This is a genomic window from Streptomyces sp. NPDC005492, assembly GCF_040605995.1.
GTDB lineage: Bacteria > Actinomycetota > Actinomycetes > Streptomycetales > Streptomycetaceae > Streptomyces.
The window spans coordinates 147,750-166,006 of sequence record NZ_JBEXDX010000002.1 but is presented as its reverse complement, the minus strand read 5'-3'; the positions used below and the strand labels follow the sequence as shown (position 1 = coordinate 166,006).

At 70.1% G+C, this 18,257-nt stretch carries 16 protein-coding genes and 1 pseudogene; 10 read left to right on the top strand and 7 right to left on the bottom strand.

All coding sequences use genetic code 11. The annotated features are described in order from the left end of the window. Positions 1-90: 90 nt before the first annotated feature. Positions 91-2,784: a LuxR C-terminal-related transcriptional regulator gene (locus tag ABZT04_RS03525; protein WP_356052479.1), complete on the top strand. Its 2,694-nt coding sequence runs from the start codon at positions 91-93 to the stop codon at positions 2,782-2,784. A gap of 69 nt (positions 2,785-2,853) precedes the next feature. Here the strand turns inward: ABZT04_RS03525 and ABZT04_RS03520 are convergent, their stop codons facing one another. Both ABZT04_RS03520 and ABZT04_RS03515 read right to left on the bottom strand, forming a co-directional pair. Then, positions 2,854-4,302 (bottom strand): MFS transporter, encoded by a 1,449-nt coding sequence (locus tag ABZT04_RS03520; RefSeq protein WP_356052477.1) that lies wholly within the window; start codon positions 4,300-4,302, stop codon positions 2,854-2,856. 39 nt (positions 4,303-4,341) lie between these two features. Continuing rightward, entirely contained in the window at positions 4,342-6,183 is a 1,842-nt protein-coding gene (locus ABZT04_RS03515; protein WP_356052475.1) for a glycoside hydrolase family 15 protein, read from the bottom strand. A gap of 266 nt (positions 6,184-6,449) precedes the next feature. On the opposite strand from ABZT04_RS03515, the gene ABZT04_RS03510 reads away from it, so the two are divergent. The 4 genes from ABZT04_RS03510 to ABZT04_RS03495 all read left to right on the top strand — a co-directional run bounded on the left by ABZT04_RS03510 (position 6,450) and on the right by ABZT04_RS03495 (position 8,967). Next, entirely contained in the window at positions 6,450-6,659 is a 210-nt protein-coding gene (locus tag ABZT04_RS03510) for a hypothetical protein (protein WP_356052473.1), read from the top strand. A 321-nt stretch (positions 6,660-6,980) separates the two neighbouring features. Next, positions 6,981-7,637 (top strand): DUF308 domain-containing protein, encoded by a 657-nt coding sequence (locus tag ABZT04_RS03505; protein WP_356052470.1) that lies wholly within the window; start codon positions 6,981-6,983, stop codon positions 7,635-7,637. Between the two features lie 384 nt (positions 7,638-8,021). Then, complete coding sequence (locus ABZT04_RS03500; protein WP_356052468.1) at positions 8,022-8,486, top strand: SHOCT domain-containing protein; 465 nt, start codon at positions 8,022-8,024, stop codon at positions 8,484-8,486. Between the two features lie 34 nt (positions 8,487-8,520). Further along, positions 8,521-8,967, top strand: coding sequence for a hypothetical protein (locus ABZT04_RS03495; protein ID WP_356052466.1), 447 nt, complete (start codon positions 8,521-8,523; stop codon positions 8,965-8,967). A gap of 35 nt (positions 8,968-9,002) precedes the next feature. Here the strand turns inward: ABZT04_RS03495 and ABZT04_RS03490 are convergent, their stop codons facing one another. The 4 genes from ABZT04_RS03490 to ABZT04_RS03475 form a co-directional block, all read right to left on the bottom strand. Continuing rightward, complete coding sequence (locus tag ABZT04_RS03490) at positions 9,003-9,134, bottom strand: hypothetical protein (RefSeq protein WP_356052463.1); 132 nt, start codon at positions 9,132-9,134, stop codon at positions 9,003-9,005. A 62-nt stretch (positions 9,135-9,196) separates the two neighbouring features. Beyond that, positions 9,197-9,886 carry a DUF4232 domain-containing protein gene (locus ABZT04_RS03485; RefSeq protein WP_356052461.1) on the bottom strand — a complete coding sequence of 230 codons (690 nt, stop codon included), beginning with the start codon at positions 9,884-9,886 and terminating at the stop codon, positions 9,197-9,199. A 407-nt stretch (positions 9,887-10,293) separates the two neighbouring features. Next, positions 10,294-11,574 carry a D-alanyl-D-alanine carboxypeptidase/D-alanyl-D-alanine-endopeptidase gene (gene dacB, locus ABZT04_RS03480; protein WP_356052458.1) on the bottom strand — a complete coding sequence of 427 codons (1,281 nt, stop codon included), beginning with the start codon at positions 11,572-11,574 and terminating at the stop codon, positions 10,294-10,296. 213 nt (positions 11,575-11,787) lie between these two features. After that, positions 11,788-12,519, bottom strand: coding sequence for a hypothetical protein (locus ABZT04_RS03475; protein ID WP_356052456.1), 732 nt, complete (start codon positions 12,517-12,519; stop codon positions 11,788-11,790). Positions 12,520-13,071: 552 nt separating this feature from the next. Here ABZT04_RS03475 and ABZT04_RS03470 point away from each other — a divergent pair. Next, complete coding sequence (locus tag ABZT04_RS03470; RefSeq protein WP_356052454.1) at positions 13,072-14,181, top strand: DUF3500 domain-containing protein; 1,110 nt, start codon at positions 13,072-13,074, stop codon at positions 14,179-14,181. Next, positions 14,181-15,593 carry a HupE/UreJ family protein gene (locus ABZT04_RS03465; RefSeq protein ID WP_356052452.1) on the top strand — a complete coding sequence of 471 codons (1,413 nt, stop codon included), beginning with the start codon at positions 14,181-14,183 and terminating at the stop codon, positions 15,591-15,593. Before ABZT04_RS03470 ends, ABZT04_RS03465 begins: the two co-directional genes overlap by 1 nt. 69 nt (positions 15,594-15,662) lie before the next feature. On the opposite strand, the pseudogene ABZT04_RS03460 reads toward ABZT04_RS03465, so the two are convergent. Then, a pseudogene (locus ABZT04_RS03460) lies at positions 15,663-16,047 on the bottom strand (TetR-like C-terminal domain-containing protein); the annotation flags it as partial. A 139-nt stretch (positions 16,048-16,186) separates the two neighbouring features. Here ABZT04_RS03460 and ABZT04_RS03455 point away from each other — a divergent pair. The 3 genes from ABZT04_RS03455 (at position 16,187) to ABZT04_RS03445 (ending at position 18,143) form a co-directional block, all read left to right on the top strand. After that, the gene (locus ABZT04_RS03455) at positions 16,187-17,218 is read left to right on the top strand and encodes a medium chain dehydrogenase/reductase family protein (RefSeq protein ID WP_356052450.1); all 1,032 of its coding nucleotides are present in this window, start codon (positions 16,187-16,189) and stop codon (positions 17,216-17,218) included. Between the two features lie 80 nt (positions 17,219-17,298). Continuing rightward, complete coding sequence (locus tag ABZT04_RS03450) at positions 17,299-17,496, top strand: alpha/beta hydrolase (protein WP_356052448.1); 198 nt, start codon at positions 17,299-17,301, stop codon at positions 17,494-17,496. A gap of 38 nt (positions 17,497-17,534) precedes the next feature. Continuing rightward, positions 17,535-18,143, top strand: a complete 609-nt coding sequence (locus ABZT04_RS03445) for an ester cyclase (protein WP_356052446.1) — start codon at positions 17,535-17,537, stop codon at positions 18,141-18,143. Positions 18,144-18,257 lie beyond the last annotated feature (114 nt).

Here is an 18,257-nt window from a genome sequence, read left to right as displayed (position 1 = left end):
GCTCCCGAGCGCGGGAGCAGGAACACTGGGATGCTGGACCAAAGAGCGCTGCCCATGACCCGACTCTGACGGACAGTGGTGGTGAGCGCCGTGGCGGATGCCGATGACCGTGCTCAAGGAACGGCCGGTCCCACTGCTCTGTGCGTCGATCCTCTGGGGGACCCGTTTCTCCGCACACGGATCGCGCTGCCGTCGAGGCCGGCGACATACCTGCGGCGGCAGCGGCTCGTCCGGCACCTGGACCAGGCTCTCCAGACGCCTTTGACGCTGGTCAACGGAGCGGCCGGCACAGGAAAGACGCTGTTGGCCGCCGACTGGGCCGCCGGACTGCGGCAGCCGGTCGCCTGGCTCACCGCCGAGGAGGGGGACGGGCGTCCCGGTGTGTTCTGGGCGTACGTCCTCCAGGCTCTGCGCGCGTGCGGTGTGCCGGTCTCCGGTGCCGTCGGGCTTCCGAGTGAGGCGGCCAGGGTGGACCACAAGCTGCTGGCGACGCTCGCCGCCGAACTGAACGAACGTGACCGGCCCGTGGTCGTCGTGCTCGACGAGTACGACCGGGTGACCGCCCCCGAGGTGGCGGAGCAGCTGGAATTCGTCCTGCACCACGCCGGTCCTGGCCTGCGCCTGGTCCTCGTCACCCGCACGGAACCCCTGCTGCCGCTGCACCGCTACCGGACGGCCGGCGAGCTGACGGAGATCCGCGCGGCGGAGCTGGCCTTCACCCCCGAGGAGGCCGTAACCCTGTTGGAGCTGCACGGTCTGAGCCTGCCGGTCCACGCCGCGCGCGCCCTGGTGGACCGCACCCGGGGCTGGGCTGCCGGCCTGCGCCTGTGCGCCCTGGCCGCGGGGGAGAGCGCCGACCCGGAGGTGTATCTGAAGGAGTTCGAGGCGGGCCGCAGTACGGTCGCGGACTTCCTGCTGGCCGAGGTGCTCAAGCGGCAGAAGGAGGAGGCGCAGGACCTCCTGTTGCGCGTCAGCGTCCTGCAGCGTTTCTGTCCCGATCTGGCGAACGCGCTGACTGAGCGGACCGATGCCGAACCCATTCTCGTCGGACTGCACCGCGCGAACGCGTTCGTCGAGCACCTGGGGCACTCGTGGTACCGGCTCCACCCGCTGTTCGGGGAGATACTCCGGGCCCATCTGCGGGTGCGCCAGCCCGGCCTTGAGCCCGAACTCCACCGGCGGGCCGCGCAGTGGCTGCTCAGCTGCGGATCCCTCCCGGAGACACTGGCTCACGGCGCGGCCTCGGGCGACTGGGGTTTCACCGCCGGCGCCCTCATCGACGACCTGGCGATCGGACAGCTCTTCACCGGCCTGCACTCGGGTGAACTGGACCAGTTGTTCGCCGGGATGGACCTCGAGGCCGCCGGCCCCGCGACGGACCTCGTCCGGGCGGCCCGCGAACTGTCCCGGTGCGATGTCGAGCGCGGCCTGTCCCACCTGCACCACGCCGAGGAGCGGTTGGCCGCCGCGCCCGTCGGGGCGGCCGCGAAACTGAGCTGTGCGCTGCTGGAGGCACTGGCCGCCCGGCTGACCGGTTCTCCCGAACGGGCCGAGAAGGCCGCGGAGGCGGCCGATGAACTCCAGCGGGAGGTCCCCGGACATCTCCTGGACAGGCATCCCGAACTCACCGCGCTCCTGCTGACCCATCTGGGCTCCACACTCCTGTGGGCCGGGCGCTTCGACGACGCGCGGGCCGCCCTGACCACGGTGGCCGGCACTCCTGGCGGATCGTCCACTGTGCTCCCCCGTGAGGAGTCGATGGGGCACCTGGCACTGATCGACTACCTGAACGGCTGGATCGGCCGGGCGGAGCGCAAGGCTCTGGCGGGGGTCTCCGAGGCGGGGCGGCTCGGTTCGTCCCAGCCGTGCGCCTCCGGCTCGGTCGCGGGTACGGGCATAGGACTGCTGGTGCTCGCCGCCGTGGCCGTCGACCGCGATGAGCTGGACCGGGCCGAGGCTCTCCTCGACGAGACCGTCCTGCTCTCCTCCACGACACACGATCCGGTGATGGCCGCGGGGCATGCCATGGCCAGGGCTCGTCTGCTGCTGGTTCGGGGCAACGCACGTACTGCCGTCGAGGCGGCGGACCCGGGCGTCCGCGCCGTCGTGCCCTCACCCTGGGCAGCGAGTCATGAGGCGCTGGTCGCCTCCGCCGCGCATGTGGCCGAAGGGCGGCCGGACAGAGCCGCCGAGGTGCTCCAGGGCGTGTCCGGTGACCAACCGGCATGTGCGGTGGAGGCCGCGCGGACTCTGCTCGCCGCGGGCCGTCCGGGAGCGGCGGTCGACCTGCTCGACAGCATCGCACCCCGGGGCCAGACCGGGCCGGCGGTGTCTGTTCGGGCCGGCCTGGTCAGAGCCCAGGTCGCGGACGGGGCGGGGGACGCGGCCACCGCCCGCCGGCTCGTCGAGCAGGCACTCCTCAGTGCCCGGCGCGAGCGACTTCGGAGGCCGTTCCTCGATGCCCGACCGTGGATCAACTCCTTCCTGTCCACCGAGCCACTCCGCGAGCTGGCCGAGGGCTGGCTCACGCCTGGTCCGTCACGACCAGGTGAGCCGACTGCGGTCGACGAGCGGCCCCTGACGCTCGTCGCGGAGGAGTTGAGCCGACGCGAGCACGACGTCCTCGAGCGGCTGGCCGGGATGATGTCGACCGAGGAGATCGCCGCCGACCTCTACGTGTCGGTCAATACGGTGAAGACCCACCTCAAGAGCGTCTACCGGAAGCTGGCGGTGAACCGGCGCAACGAAGCGGTGCGCCGCGCGCGCGACCTCAAGCTGCTGTGAATCCGCGTCAGCTGCTGTGAATCCGCGTCGATGAACGGGTGCCGGGATCCCCCGCATGCCTGGGGCCGGTCACCGGTGTGGTCCCGGCGTCTGCCGTAGATCATCCGGGTGGTGGCCCGCGGTCGGTGTGGTGGTACGGGGGAGAAAGACGGCGGCGGTCAGGCCGCCGAGCCCCACGACGGCGAGGACGGCCATCGCGGATGCGTAGGCGTTCTTCGACAGGCCGGCGACGAGGATGGTGCCGGCGATGGCGGTGCCGAAGGACGAGCCGAGGTTGGAGACGCTGCGGGAGAGACCGGAGATCTCGCCCTGGCGTTGCTCGGGAAAGGCGGACTGGACGACGTTGACGGAGGGAGTCAGCATCACGCCGAGCCCGAGGTCGATCAGCAGCAGGCCCGGCGCGAACGCCCACGGCCCGGGGGAGCCGGCGACGAGGGCGATCAGGACGCCGATCCCGGCGATGGCCAGTGCGAACCCGGTCATGATCAGTGTGCGCTGCGGCCATCGTCTCGCGAGGCGTTCGGCGGCGAGCGAGGAGGCGAGCAGGCCGAGGGTGGCCGCGGTGAAGATCACGCCCGTCTGGACGGCATCGTAGCCGCGGACGACCTGCAGGAACGCGGCGACAGTGAACGACGTGCCCATGAGCAGCAGCCACTGGGCGTTCTGGGTGATCAGGCCGAGGTTGGAGGTGCCGTTGCGGAACAGGCCGGTCGACAGCAGCGGCTCCCGCCCGGCCTTCTCCTCTCTGCGGGCCCACAGCAAGAACCAGACCAGGACGAGTGTCCCCGCCGTCAGCAGCGCGGCCGTCAGCCAGAGGTTGTTGTCGGCGGCGAGGATGCCCGTGACGATCAGTACGAGGCCGGCCGCGGAGAGCACGGCGCCGGGGCCGTCGAAGTGCCGGCCCGGATCGGGCGGCAGCGGGTCCTCGAGCCGCAGGCTCAGGACGACGATCAGCACGATCACCAGGGCCTGGAAGACGAACGCCGCACGCCAGCTGATCGCCGAGGTGATCAGACCGCCGATGAGCGGACCCGCCGCCGCGCCGACTCCGCCGGCCGCCATGACGACACCGAAAGCGCGTGCGCGTGAGGTCAGGTCGGTGAAGAGCAGCGTGGTGAGGATGTAGACCGGCGGGATCAGCAGTGCGGTGCCGACGCCCTCGAGGATCGAGTTGCCGAGGATCAGCACCCCGAGCCCGGGCGCCACCGCACTGAGCACGGCACCGATCCCGTACACGACGAGGCCGGTCAGGAAGCAGCGCCTACGGCCGAGGATGTCGGTCAACTTGCCACCGGGAATCATCAGCGCCGCCATGACCAGCAGGAAGATCGTGATGGCGACCTGGACGCCCTGGACGGTCGTGTCGAGGTCGTGGCTGATGTCGTTGATCATCACGTTCATGTTCGACCCGGCGAAACTGCAGATGAACTGCGCGAGGGCGAGCGGGGCCAGGACCCGTCGGCCGGAACCGGCACGCGACGGGGTGCGGGGGCCTGCTGCGGGTCTCTGCTCGGTCATGGTCCCTCCGCGCCTCGCGTCCTGTCGTAGCGCCGGCGGTCAACCCGCCGCGGCTTCCGCCCTGTCGAGCTCCTCGTCGAGAGCGATCGCGGCATCGATGAGGGCCAGGTGGGTGAACGCCTGGGGAAAATTGCCGAGTTGCTCGCCGGACGGCCCGATCTCCTCGGCGAAGAGACCGACGTGGTTGGCGTAGGTGAGCATCTTGTCGAAGGCATAGCGGGCCTGGTCGAGGCGGCCGGACTTGGCGAGGGCCTGGACGTACAGGAAGCTGCACAGGTTGAAGGTGCCCTCGGAGCCCTTCAGTCCGTCGGGGGAGGCCGCCGGGTCGTAGCGGTAGACGAGGCTGTCGCTGACGAGTTCCTCGTCCATGGCGTCGAGGGTGGTCAGCCAGTCGGGGTCGTTGGGGGCGAGGAACCCGACGCGGGGCATGAGCAGCAGGGAGGCGTCGAGGACGTCCGTGTCGTAGTGCTGGACGAAGGCGCGGCGCTTCTCGCTCCAGCCGCGATCCGTTATCTGGTGGAAGACGGTGTCGCGGGTGGCGCCCCAGCGGGCGAGGTCGGCGGGGCGGGAGTGGGCGGTGGCGAGCCTGACGCCGCGGTCGAAGGCCACCCAGGTCATGAGGCGGCTGTAGGTGAAGTCCTGCCGGCCGCCGCGGGTCTCCCAGATGCCCTCGTCGGCACGGTCCCAGTGCTCGGCGAGCCAGTCCAGGAGGCCAGCGAAAGCCTTCCAGCCGCGTATGCCGCCGATGTCCTCGGCCTGGGCGATGGCGTAGGCGGCCTCGCCGTAGATGTCGAGCTGGATCTGGTCGGCGGCCTCGTTTCCGGCCCTGACCGGTGCGGAACGACGGTATCCCTCCAGGTGGTCGAGGACCTCCTCGCTCAGGTGGGGTTCGCCGTCGACGCGGTACATGATCTGGAGCGGTTCGCCGGAGGCGGACGCGCCGGCTTCGAGGCGTTCGCGCAGCCAGCGGCGGAAGGCGTTGGCCTCGTCGGTGAAACCGAGGTCGATCAGTGCGCGGACGGAGAGCGATGCGTCCCGGATCCAGGTGTAGCGGTAGTCCCAGTTGCGTTCGCCGCCGATCTGCTCGGGCAGGCCCATGGTGGCGGCGGCGATCGGGGCGCCGGTGGGGGCGTAGGTGAGGAGTTTGAGAGTGATCGCGGAGCGGACGACCATCTCGTGCCAGCGGCCGCGGTAGCGGCAGGAGCGCAGCCAGGTCAGCCAGAACGCGCGACAGGCGTGGAAGGCCGCGGTGAGCGCCTCGATGTCGGGAGTCGGGCCGCCGGGGCGCCCGCTGCGGGCGTCGCCGCTCTCGCTGGTGAGGACGATCGCGACCTGTTCGCCGGCGTGCAGGGTGAAGCGGGCGGTGACGTCGCTGCCGTCCGGGTCGAGGTCGACCGGGTCGGTGGCCTGTAGGTGCAGGTCTGTGTCGGGACCGTGGAAGACGGCGGAACCGTCGTCGAGGCGGTCCAGGGAGTGCTCGGCCTTGCCGTAGTCGAAGCGCGGCCGGCAGATCAGTTCGAACGGCAGGCTGCCGCGCACCACACGGGCCACCCGGACCAAGCGGTGCGAGGCGGACGGGGTCGTCGAGGGGTCCGGCTCCATGAAGTCGAGGACCTCGCCGACGCCGTCCGGGGCCATGTAGCGGGTCACCAGGATGGCCGTGTCCGCAAGGTAGAGCTGGCGTACGGTGACCTCTTCCTCGACGTCGGCGGTCAGTCGGCAGTGGCCGCCGCGGTCGTTGTCGAGCAGGGAGGCGAACACGCTGGGAGAGTCGAACCTCGGGGTGCACCACCAGTCGACGGTGCCGTCGGCGGCGATCAGCGCCGCGGTCTGCAGGTCGCCGACGAGCCCGTGATCGGCGATCGGGGGGTAGTCGTCCATGGCATCTCCTCGTGATGCGGGGCACGAACGTCTGGACCGCGGCTCGACCCGGTACTGGGACCGGGGGCCCAGGAGCCCAGGAGCCCGCACGCCCGTCGGGCGTGATCCGAGGGCCTGGCCCGCGCCGTCGGATACCACACGAAATCAAATGTGCACCGGGCGGCGGGTCACCTGTACCGGGTGAGGTCCGGCCAGGCAGGGAGGTGGACGATCTCAGAGAAGGGCGCCGTCCGCCTGCCCCCACGCCGCCCGCGGGAGACCTGCCCATGCGCTACGAGATTCGCGTCGAGGGACACATGTCGGAAACGCTGACCAAAGCCTTCCCGGAGTTGGGCCATGTGCTGATGTCCGGCCAGACGGTCCTGTTCGGCCCCGTCGTGGACGAAGGGCACCTCTACGGACTGCTGGCCCGCTTCCAGTCGCTGGGACTGCGTGTCCTGGAGATGCGCCAACTGCCGGAGGGTCAGGCCGACTGACAATCCCGACACAAGAGCAGCCGGATTGGGGCCGACGGCTCAGGCCCGGCCGGTGGGCGCCGGTCGCGGCCGGGTTCCGCGCCCTGCTCGCCGCTCATCTCGTGACTCTTCGTTCCGTTCGCCGCACGTCGCGCGTTCATCGCAGGCTCGGCGAACGCATCCACTTCCCAACCCCATCGCCACGGTGGTGCCGCCCGATCACCCGCCGTGGGTGACCCGGCGGTCGGGTGGCACGCGGGACGCTGAGGCAGCCAGGGGTTCCCCACGCACCGCCCCGTCGGCGGTCCGGGAGCGACCCGCCCGATCGTGCGAGGAGGAGCCATGACCACGTCGCGTGACCCGGCGTCGCCTGTCGAACCGGAACTTCCTGCCGACGGGGCGGCCCCCCGCCCGGTGAGTGATGCCGCGGACGTACTGGCGCAACTGGGCCGCTCGTGGACCTGGATCCTGGGCTCGGCGGTCGCGACGATGGTGCCGGGCGTTCTGGTGCTGGTCTGGCCGGACGAGACCCTGCACGTCCTGGCTGTCCTCATCGGCCTGCACCTGCTCTTGACCGGGGGGTTCCGGTTCGTGGCCTGCTTCGGCCGGGAGGAGCGCGGCGAACGGCTCCCGGGGCTGCTGCTGGCCGTGCTGTACGTCCTCGCCGGGGTGCTGTGCCTGCGGAACCCGCTCCAGACCATCGCCGCGCTGTCCTTGATCGTCGGCGTCGTCTGGCTGGTGTCCGGCGTCCTCACCCTCTACGCGGCCATCGCCGACAAGGACCTGCCGCACCGCGGCGTCGTCCTGGGCGTCGCGGTGCTCGGCATCGTCGCGGGGATCGTGGTGCTGGCCCTGCCGACTGAATCGGCCCGCGCCCTGACCCGGCTGCTCGGCCTGTGGCTCGTCCTGCTCGGTCTGGCCGAAGCGGCGGTCGCCCTCGCTTGGCGGGCCGCGCTCCGAAGGGCGCGCGGCCCGCACCGCCCCGCCACGACGACCTGACGACCGGCCCGGCCGGCGAGACCGGCAGGTGCCGACGGGCGGCCGGAACGCGACCCGCTCACCACATGACGAGGGGACCATCCATGAACCCGGCCTCGGCCCCGGCTTCGCCGGACCCGGAAGGATCCGCGGAGGCCTCCCATGTCCTGACCGCCGAGGAACGCGCGGAGTACGGCCGACTGCTCCGGCAAGGTACCGGACAGCCGCCGCACCCCGCCGCCGTACGAAGGCCGGCCCCTGATCCGACCGCCGGAGCGCGTCGACCGGGCGGACTGGACGGCCCGCACGCTCACCCGCGAAGGGTGAGGTACCGGGCCCTGGCCCGTGCGCACCCTGAAGCGAGCACAACGGCGGCCGGGCGAGCGCCCGGGATGGAGGAGAGACATGAGCGCGCAGACGTACCTTGCGTACGACTACCCCATGCTGAGCGTCTTCTGGAGCATGCTCCTGTTCTTCCTGTGGATCATGTGGTTCGTCCTGCTCTTCCGGGTCGTCGTCGACATCTTTCGTGACGACGCCATGAACGGGTGGGCGAAAGCCGGCTGGCTGGTGTTCACCATCGTCCTGCCCTTCCTGGGCGTCCTCGTCTACGTGATCGCCCGCGGCAAGAACATGGGCCGCCGAGAGATAGCGCAGGCCCGAGCACAGCAGGACGCCTTCGACGCCCGCATCAGGCAGGCCGCGGGCGACCAGGGTCAACGCAGCAGCGTCGAAGAACTCGCCACGCTGTCCGAGATCCGCGCGCGCGGCGACATCACGGACGAGGAGTTCAACAGGGCGAAGGAACTGGTCCTGACCGGCCACGGGCCGGCCACCGGCTCGGGTACCACCTCCTCCTACGGAGGCTGAGCACGCGCGGGACGACACGAAAAGGGGCACGGGCATGACCGCGACACACACACGGCAGGCGGACGCGACGAAGCAGGAGTGGGCAGGGGGCCTGACCGCCTTCGCGAGCGTCATGCTGGTCCTCGTCGGCCTGCTCGACATCTTCAGGGGCATCATGGCCATCGCCCAGGACGACATCTTCCTCACCACACGCAACTACGTCTTCGAGTTCGACCTGACCGGCTGGGGCTGGGTCCACCTCGCCCTGGGCGCGGTCGCCGTCATCGTCAGCATCGGGCTGTTCCAGACCGCGACCTGGGCACGCGTCGCCGGCGTGGCCATCGCCGGACTCGTCATCATCGCCAACTTCCTCTCCCTGCCGTACTACCCGGTGTGGTCCGTCGTGATGATCGCGCTCTCCGGGTTCATCATCTGGGCCCTGTGCGTGGTCCAGCGCGACGAGTCCTTCGACCCGTACGAGCACGCACCTCACGACATGTGAATGAGCAAGCGAAGGAGCCCATCCGGCCGGCGTGTTCAGGCCGGGTGGCGTCGCCGGACGACCCCTGCCTCCTCCGCGAGGTCGCCGGTGCCGCCCAGGACGATCACCTGGAAGGCCGCGCCGACGAAGATGGTCACGAGACGGGAGATCTTGCGAGTGCTGCTCATGTGAGGTACCTGCCTGACCGGGTTTGTGGGCCGCTGTGCTTCTTCGAACGTGTTCTCGGACATCACCAGCTGATGGCGTCGCCCATCGACTGCTGCCAGTACGTGACCTTGAGCGAGTCGTCGACGTAGACGCCCTTCGCGGGCAACGAGGGACGGGCGGCCGCGCCGACGCTTCCGCTGAGGGAGGGACCGTAGAAGGAGACGGTCAGGGACTTCGCGGTGTGGCCGTTCGAACTGCTGCCGTCGGCGGCGGACAGGTTCACGGAGGCGTAGCCGGACTGGCCTGCCTCGAGCGTGACGACCGCCTGCGGCCGCGAGCCGTCGATGACCGGGGGCACGGCCTGGGCCTCGCCGAAACGGACGGCCGGGTAGCCGTAGAGGAAGCAGCTCTTGCCGCCGGTGTTGGTCACCGTGAGCAGTATGTGGTTCACGGGGCGGGTCAGCGGGACCGCGACCACCTTGGTGTTCGACCCCTCGCAGGTGACCGGCTTGCCGGAGGAGACGCCGGGTCTCTTCGCGGCGGGGGCCGACTTGGCGTCCGAGTCCGAGGAGGAGGCGTTGACGTCGGCGTCGGAAGAGGGGGGCGGGGTCGTGGAAGCGGTGGGGTGGTGGAGGGTGCTGGAGGTTTTCGCCGCGGCGCCGTCGTCCTTGATGCCAGTTCCGTCGTTGCACGCGGTCAGGGAGAGCGCGGCGAGTACGACGGTCGCGGCGGCGGCGACGAGGCGGGTGCGGGAGGCCCGGATGTCGGACACGTGACTGACCCCCTTCGGTCTTCGGGTGGGGTGATGCCTGGATGACTGAAGCTTGTGAGGTGATCCGTCCCAGCCGCCACGCCGGGCGGGCAGGTGGGGACACTGGAACGGCGAAATACGCCCTGACCAGGGGGAACGCACTTGCCCTGGAATGCGCGACTGGAACACCGGGGGGCAGCTATGGGGCGTTGGCCAAGCGGCTGCACATGAGTACGTCGACGCTCGTCAAGAACGGCCAGCGCGGATGCGGGCCGCCCGGGATACGACTACCCGCTGGGCGGTGGACGACGTCGTCCTCGATCCACAGGACGACGGCACCCGACGTGAGGTCGGTGCGGCAGGCCGGCGGCTTCGACGGCACACGGGATCCGCCACATCGCTGACGGATCCCGTAGCACTGCCGCGTGTCACGCCCAGCAGCCGTTGACGGTGGCGGCGAGACCGTCCAAGGCGTCCTTGATGTCGCCCGGGGCGGCGGTGGAACCGTTCTCGACGAAGGAGAAGACCTTCCAGCGCCCGTCCTGCGCCTTCGTCATGCCGCTCAAGGCGATGGCGCCGGTGAGGGTGCCGGTCTTGGCCTTGACCTTTCCGACGGCGCACTGGGAGTCCGGAGTGTCGAACCGCCCCCACTCGGGCCCCAGGGTGGCTCCCGCCTCGCCCGCGACGGGCAGGCCGTCCGCGATGTACTTCAGGGTCCGGTGGTAACGGGGGTCGGTGGTCAGATCGAGGATGTCGGCCAGGGTCCGGGCCGGGATCCGGGTGGAGCGGGAGAGCCCGCTGCCGTCGTACATCTCGAAGTTGTCCAGGGACACCCCGTACCTGTGGCTGAGTACCTCCCGTACCACCGCCGTTCCGTCCTCGAACGTGGCCGGGCGGCCCGCGCCGAGCGCGGTCATCCGCAGCAGCGTTTCGGCGATGTTGTTGTCGCTCACCTTCAGCATGTGCTTCACGATCGCGGACAGCTTCTCGGACCGGTGCCGGGCCACGGGGACGTCCGCGTCCCCGGCCACACCGCGGGTGACATCACCGGTGACCGTGACGCCCCCGTCGGCGAGGAGCTTGGCGAAGGCCTGCCCCGCGTCCAAGGAGGTGTCCGTGACGGCGTGTCCGTCCACCACCAGGGCCCGGACCGGCGCGACCTCGGTCGGGTAGTAGCCGGTGTTCCAGCCGTTGGCGAGTGTGGGCTCGGGGAAGAGGCTGTCGTCTACGCGGACCTTCACCGAGCTGAGACCGGCGTTCTTCAGACCCGCCACCGCGGTCTTGGCCAGTGCGTCGAGGTCCTCGGTGGACAGCGTGCGGTCGCCCCCGCCGACGAGGGTGAGCGTGCCGTCGCCGTAGACGACCTTGGTGGTGAACCGATGGTCGGGGCCGAGCACGGTCAGCGCGGCGGTGGAGGTGGCGAGCTTGGTGTTGGAAGCGGGCATGAGCGCGGTGGTCGCGTCATGGCCCCAGACCACCCTGTCGGACTTGGCGTCGATCACGACACCGCTGAGCGTGCTGCCGAGCCGTGCGTCCTGGCTGCGGGTGTTGAGATTGTCCGCGATCTTCTGCTCGGCGGCATCGAGTGAGGTGACGGTGCTCTTCGGGACGGCCTCGCCGGCGGCGAAGGCTGACGGAGCGGCCAGGATCGACCCCGCGATGGGGCCGGTCGCCACGACCACGAGTGCTCGGCGGGCCGCCGGGCTCATCGCTCTGGGCTTGCGGTGACGGCCGCGGACAGTGGCGGCGGGCAAGGATCTGGGCACAGGTGAGCCTCAAGACTGGGGTCGAAGAACCAACGAACACGGACCGGAAGATGTGGAAAGGGGAAGCGGCAGGAGTGGCGATGCCGAAGGGCGGCATGACGGCACCGATGCCTTACACATGCCGCCCGCGGGCCACGGACCCCCGTGTGGGAGACGTCAGTCGTCGGTGCCGCCGTCGCCGGGGACGGCGTCCGCGGGTGAGGTGTGCCAGTCGGTGACGATGGGCTTGTCGACGGTGATGGTGCCGGTCTTCAGGGAGACGGGGTGGGGGTCGTTGTTGCTGACGCTGACGATGATGCTGGTCAGTTCCTTGCCGTCGTTGGTGTTGGTGGTCTTGGGGTTGACGCCGGCGTAGGCGATGGTGGAGCCGCTGAGGGTCAGTTCGTTGCCGACGACCTGTTCGGCGTTGCGCGCCTGGGTGCCGTCCGAGCCGAAGGCCACGACGGGGAGGCCGCTGGGCAGGACGCAGGTGATGCCGGGCTTGGCCTTGGCCATGATGAGGATGTAGCCGCCGGCCTGGGTCTCGGAGCGGGTGCTCCAGGTGAGGTCGTTGGTGCCGCAGCTCTGGCCGTAGCCGCTCTTGCCGCCGCTGCCGGAGGAGGACCCGCCGGTGGAGGAGGAGCCGGAGCCGGACGACGAGCCACCGGCGGTCGTCTTCTTCCCCGTGGTGCTGCCGGAGCTGCCGGAGCTGCCGGTGCTGCCGGTGCTGGCGGCGCCGTTCGCGCCGGTGTCCTGAGTACCGCCGGTGTTCTTGCCCGAAGTGCTGGAGGCGCTGGGCGTGGAGGCGGGGGACGCGGTGTCGTTCAGGCCGTTGCAGGCGGTGAGCGACAGGGCGGCCAGGAGGGTGGTGGCTGCCAGGGCGGTGGTACGGATGCGGTGCTGGAGCATGAGTGTTCTTCCCCGTTCACATGTCTGTTCCGTGGAATCCGGACGGCCCGGATCCGCTGCTGGACAACAGCGTGGGATGACTGCCCCGAGGTAGGCAATGATCTTCAACAGGTACGGGACAGTGGAATGGAAAGATGCCCTTTGACCTGCGGGAACGGTACTGCCCTGGAATGCCGTTCCGGGACGGCCCGTCCGCCCCCGTGCCGGTCGGCACGTCGCTGCCGACGCGCCGGACGTGTCCAAGCTCGACGTGTGATGCCGTCCCCCGGGTCAGCGGCCTGGGGGTTGCTTGTTGTCCAGTGGGAACATCCCTCCCCGACGATCAAAAACAGCCACTCTCGGCTCCTGGGTGAATTCACAGGTTGCTCAGATTGCTTTTCGGGGCGATGCGCAGCAGCGTTTTCTGCGCTCCAGCGCGTTCGGACAACGACACAGGACTTCCGGTTCTCCTCTCCGGCCCGACACGAGGCAAGACTTGTCAGATGCATGACAAACATGCTGGTGAGGCGGTCTTCGGAAGCCCTGCGGACTACTACCGAAGGGACCCTTGAGGTGCCAGAAAACAGCACGCGCAGCAGACTGGCGGGGAGTTGGCAGCGGACGGGCGTGGCCGTTACCGCGGCCACCGTCTTCCTCGTGGGAGGGGCGTACGTCCACGCGAACGCCGCCACCGCCCAGAGCGACTCGTCCAACGCCTCGGCGACCACGACCGTGTCGACCGCGGCGGTCTCGGACGTGGTCACCGCGGCCAACACGTTCCTGAACACCCTGTCCACGAGCCAGAAATCGCAGGTGCTCCTCGGCTTCACGGAGGCCAACGCCACAGCCTGGTCGAACCTCCCGTGCGGCTCCTCCTGCCGCGTCGGCATTCAGTTCAGCACGCTCAGCAGCACCCAGCTCGCCGCCGCCAAGGCGGTGGTCCAGGCGGCCACCGGCACGGGCAGCGGAACCGGGTACGACCAGGTCTCCAAGATCCTGGCCGCCGACGACATCCTCGGGCAGAGCTCCGGCGGCTACGGCAGCGGCAACTACTACCTGGCCTTCCTGGGCACCCCGAGCACGAGCGGCACCTGGCAGCTTCACTTCGGCGGCCACCACCTCGCGGTGAACCTCACCTACAAGGACGGCGCGGTCGAGGGCACGACCCCCTACTTCGTGGGCGTGGAGCCGTCGAGCTGGACCTCGAACGGCACCACGTACGCACCGCTGAGCGGGATGCGTGACGCGATGGTCGCCATGCTCGCCGGCCTGAGCAGCAGCCAGCTCTCCCAGGCCAAGCTGTCGTCGTCGTTCAGCGATGTCCTGCTGGGCCCGGGCAAGGACGGCCAGTTCCCGACGACCAAGCAGGGCCTCGCGGTCAGCGGACTCTCCAGCGCCCAGCAGGCGCTCGTGCTCGCGGCCATCACCCCGTGGGTCAAGGTCGCGGACGACACGACCTCCGCCTCGCTGCTGGCCACCTACCAGTCGGAGCTCGCCGGCACCTACATCTCCTACTCGGGCGGCAGCGGCCTGAGCAGCCAGGGTGACTACGTGCGCATCGACGGACCCGGTGTCTGGATCGAGTTCGTCTGCCAGAACGGCGTCATCTACCGCAACCAGGTGCACTACCACACCGTCTACCGCGACCACACCCGCGACTACGGCGGGGAGTTCGCCTTCTGATGAACCGCTCGCCGCTCTCCCTGTCATCAGCGCTCCGCGTGACGGTCGGGTTGGCGGTGGCGGTCCTGGCGGCGCTGCTTCTGGCGGCGCCGCCGGCCGCCGCGCATCCCATGCCGCACTCGGTGCTCCTGCTCGACGTGCACGAGGCATCGGTGACCGCCGAACTGGACCTGCCGCTCAGCGACTTCTCCCGGGCCAGCGGCATCGCCCTGGACGACACCACCACGGCGAGGCAACTGTCGGCACGGATCCCCGCGATCCGCCGCTACCTGTCCGCCCACGTCCGCCCCACCTCCCGCAAAGGCAAGGGCAAGGCATGGGCCGTCACGTTCGGTGCCATGGCACTGAGCCGGGCGGAGCAGACCTCCACCGGTGTCTACCGGGAGCTGACCGTCCAGGCCACCCTCACACCGCCTCCCGGCGGGGACGTGCGGCGGTTCGTCCTGGACTACGACGCCATCGTCCACCAGGTCGTCACCCACACCGTCCTGGTCTCCGTCCGGCAGGACTGGGCCACCGGCAAAGTGGCCGACAAGGGCCAGGACGGCGCGACCCAGGTCGGCGTCATCCGCATCGACACCCGTTCCATGACCATCGCCCCCCTCACCGTCGACCTGGAGGGCGGCAGTGTCTGGAGCGGGACCTACGCCATGTTCCGGCTCGGCGCCGACCACATCCTCGAAGGCACCGACCATCTGCTGTTCCTGCTCATCCTGCTGCTGCCCGCACCGCTCCAGGCGGCCGGGAACCGCTGGCGCGGATCGGTGCGCACCCGCACCGCCCTCGGCCGGATCGGCCGCACCACTCTCGCGTTCACGCTCGGCCACTCCCTGGCGCTGGCCGTGAGCGCTTTCGGTCGCCTCGACATCCCGGCCCAGCCGGTCGAGGCCTTCATCGCCTTCAGCATTCTCGTCGGGGCCGTCCACGCCGTGCGTCCGATTTTCCCGGGACACGAGGCCGTCATCGCCGGTGTCTTCGGTCTCGGACACGGTCTGGCCTTCTCCCTCACCCTGGCCGAGATGAACCTCTCCACCAGTCAACTGGCCCTCAGTCTGGCGGGGTTCAACCTCGGCATCGAGTGCATGCAACTCCTCCTCGTCCTGCTCGCCCTGCCGAGCCTGATCTGCCTGGTCCGGTTGCGCAGGCACTCCGCCGTCCGCAATGCCTGCGCGCTGCTGACCGCCACTCTGGCCCTCGGCTGGCTGCTCGACCGCCTGGGCCTGCCCAACCCCGTCGCCCGCACGGCGGACAGCGCCGGAACGCACACATCGCAACTGCTCCTCGTCCTCGCCTCCACCGCGCTGCTCGCCACGCTCTGGATGATCACGCACCGTCGCGGACGGGGCACCGAGGAGAGGGTCAGTACGCCGTCCGCGGTCACCGCCGGGGCCGAGGCGGTCTCGCGCCGTTGAGCCGCTCTCGTCACCCGCTCCGTGATGAAACCCCAGGCCATTGGCCTGGGGTTTGTTTGTTATCGACCCTCAGCGCCGCGAGGTACACGGCGCGCGCAGTCCCGTGAGCTGGTGCGGTTCGGTGTCGTAGGTGTCGTAGAGGACGGCCGGGTCGAGGCCCATGCCGGTGAAGTGGCCTGCCAGTTCCAGGGACGGATGCCGTGGAGGCGGGTCCAGAGGAGCAGTGCGCGGCGCAGCGCGGGCGGGGTCGCGGGGTGGTCGGCCGCCCAGTGCCGGTGCTCGGCGAGATGGGCTTCGAGACGGGCCTCGTCGGGGCGTGGTAGCCGGGGACCGGTGTGCCGTCGACGAGGAAGTATCGCTGAGGGTCGGCCAGCGCCCAGGCACGCAGTGCGTGGCCGGGTCCGGTCGAATCCGCTCCGGTCGCGGCGGCGTCGCGCACGGTGTCGGCGAGGGTGCCGGACGCCCCTGAAGCGGCGAGCTGCTCCCAGTTAGACCCTATAGCGAAAGTACTTGACCCTCACGACTGAAGTCAGTTATAACTTCTAACGAACGAGTGAGTCACTGACATACGCGAGATCCTCTGGAGAGTTGCGATGAGCGCCGAAACACTGGTCGAGGTCGTACTGCCGGGCACGGTGGAGCCCGAAGGGCTGCAGATACGGCAGGGAGTCGTCCCCGCCGCGGGGCCGGGTCAGGTGCTGGTCCGCCTGGAGGCGACCGGCGTCTCCTTCGCCGAGCAGCAGATGCGCCGAGGCCGCTACTACGACCAGCCGCCGTTCCCGTTCATCCCCGGCTACGACCTGGTCGGCACCGTTGCGCAGATCGGAGACGGTGTCCGTGCGGACCTGGTCGGCACCCGGGTGGCCGCGCTGGTCAAGGTCGGCGGCTGGGCCAGCCATGTGCTCGTCGACGCGGCCGACGTGGTGCCGGTGCCCGACGGGGTCGGCGCGGCCGAGGCGGAGACCGTGGTCGTCAACGGCATCACCGCCTGGCAGATGCTGCACCGCAAGGCCCGCGTCCGCGCCGGTCAGACGATCCTCGTGCACGGCGCCAACGGGGGCGTCGGCACGGTCCTGGTCCAACTCGCCCACGCCGCAGGCGTGAAGGTGATCGGCACCGCGTCCGCGCGCCACCACGCCGCCCTGCGGGAACGGGGAGTGATCCCCGTCGACTACCGCACCGAGGACATCCCGGCCCGGGTCCGCGAGCTTGCCCCGGGCGGCGTGGACGCCGTCTTCGATCACGTCGGCGGCCGTAGCGCCGTCGACTCCTGGCGCCTCCTCGCGCCCGGCGGAACGCTGGTCTGCTACGGCAGCGCCTCCACCCGCGACGACAGCGGCTCCAAGCAGTGGCCCGTGCTCAAGCTGCTCGGCCGGGTGTGGCTCTGGAACGCGCTGCCCAACCGCCGCCGCGCCTACTTCTTCAACGTCTGGGCCGGCCGGGGCTTCAGCCGCAGCCGCTTCCGGGCCCGGCTCCACTCCGACCTCACCGAGGTGTTCGCGGCGCTCCAGCGTGGCGAGATCACCGCGCAGATCGCCGCCCAACTGCCGCTTGCCCGCGCCGCCGAGGCGCTGCGGCTGGCGGAGTCCGGCACGGTCGCCGGGAAGGTCGTACTCAACCCGTAGCGCCCGCACGGCAGCTGGCCATCGCGCGGTCCTCCCCTTCCGCGCCGGTCGTGGCTCGACGACGCTCCGGGAGAGCTGTCATGTTCAGAATCGCGCCCTCGCCCCCCACACACAGCGCGGGCTACGCCATGGCGGCCCAACTGCCCGGCAGCGTCGTCCTCAGCCGAGAAGGCGACGACTACAGCGTGTTCCCGCTCTCCCAGTGCGTGCGCGACGCCACCAACAAGTACCTGACCACCCGCGTCCTGCCCGCGCCCGGCACCACCTGCACCGACTGATTCCCACCACCGGAGGTCCGGAAGTACGAGGTATCGCCATGCCCACGATCACCACCGCCCGCCGCCGTCTCCGCCTGATCATCCCCACGGCACTGGCCGCCCTGGCCATCACCGCCACCACGGCCGCCGCACACCCGGCGCGCACATCCGCAGCCGCGCACGCGGTCACCACCCACAACCACAAGGGACTCACGATGAACGAGAAGAACGCGACGAACACGAAGACCACGAAGACCACGAAGGCGATGCTCGACGCCTGGATCCAGGTCTGGAACGGCGATTTCTCCCAGGCGCCCGGCATCATCTCTCCCGACTTCCGGGTCCACGCCGCCCTCCTCGACGGCGGTGACGGCAGCTCCATCAGGGGCGTCGACGGTCTGGTGGCCTGGATCGGCCAGACCCGCGCGGCCTTCCCCGACCTTCACTTCTCCGCACAGGTCGAGCCGCTGATCGACGGCCACTACGCCTCCGTGCGCTGGACGGCCACCGGCACCTACGCCGGCGGCTTCCCCGGCGCCAAGGCAGAGCCGGGCACGGCCGTCACCTTCACCGGCACGGACACGCTGCGCATACGGGACGGCAAGTTCGTGGAGTACTGGCTCAATTCGGACACCCTGGAACTGCTGAAGCAGCTGAAGGCGTTCTGACATCCCGTCCGGCGAGGAGCGCGGCGAAGCCGATGAGCGTCACGAGCAGGACATCCGACTAGTTGGCCGCGGGTCGCAAGGGGAGCGCCAGCGGGCCGACGAAGTCGTTCTGTT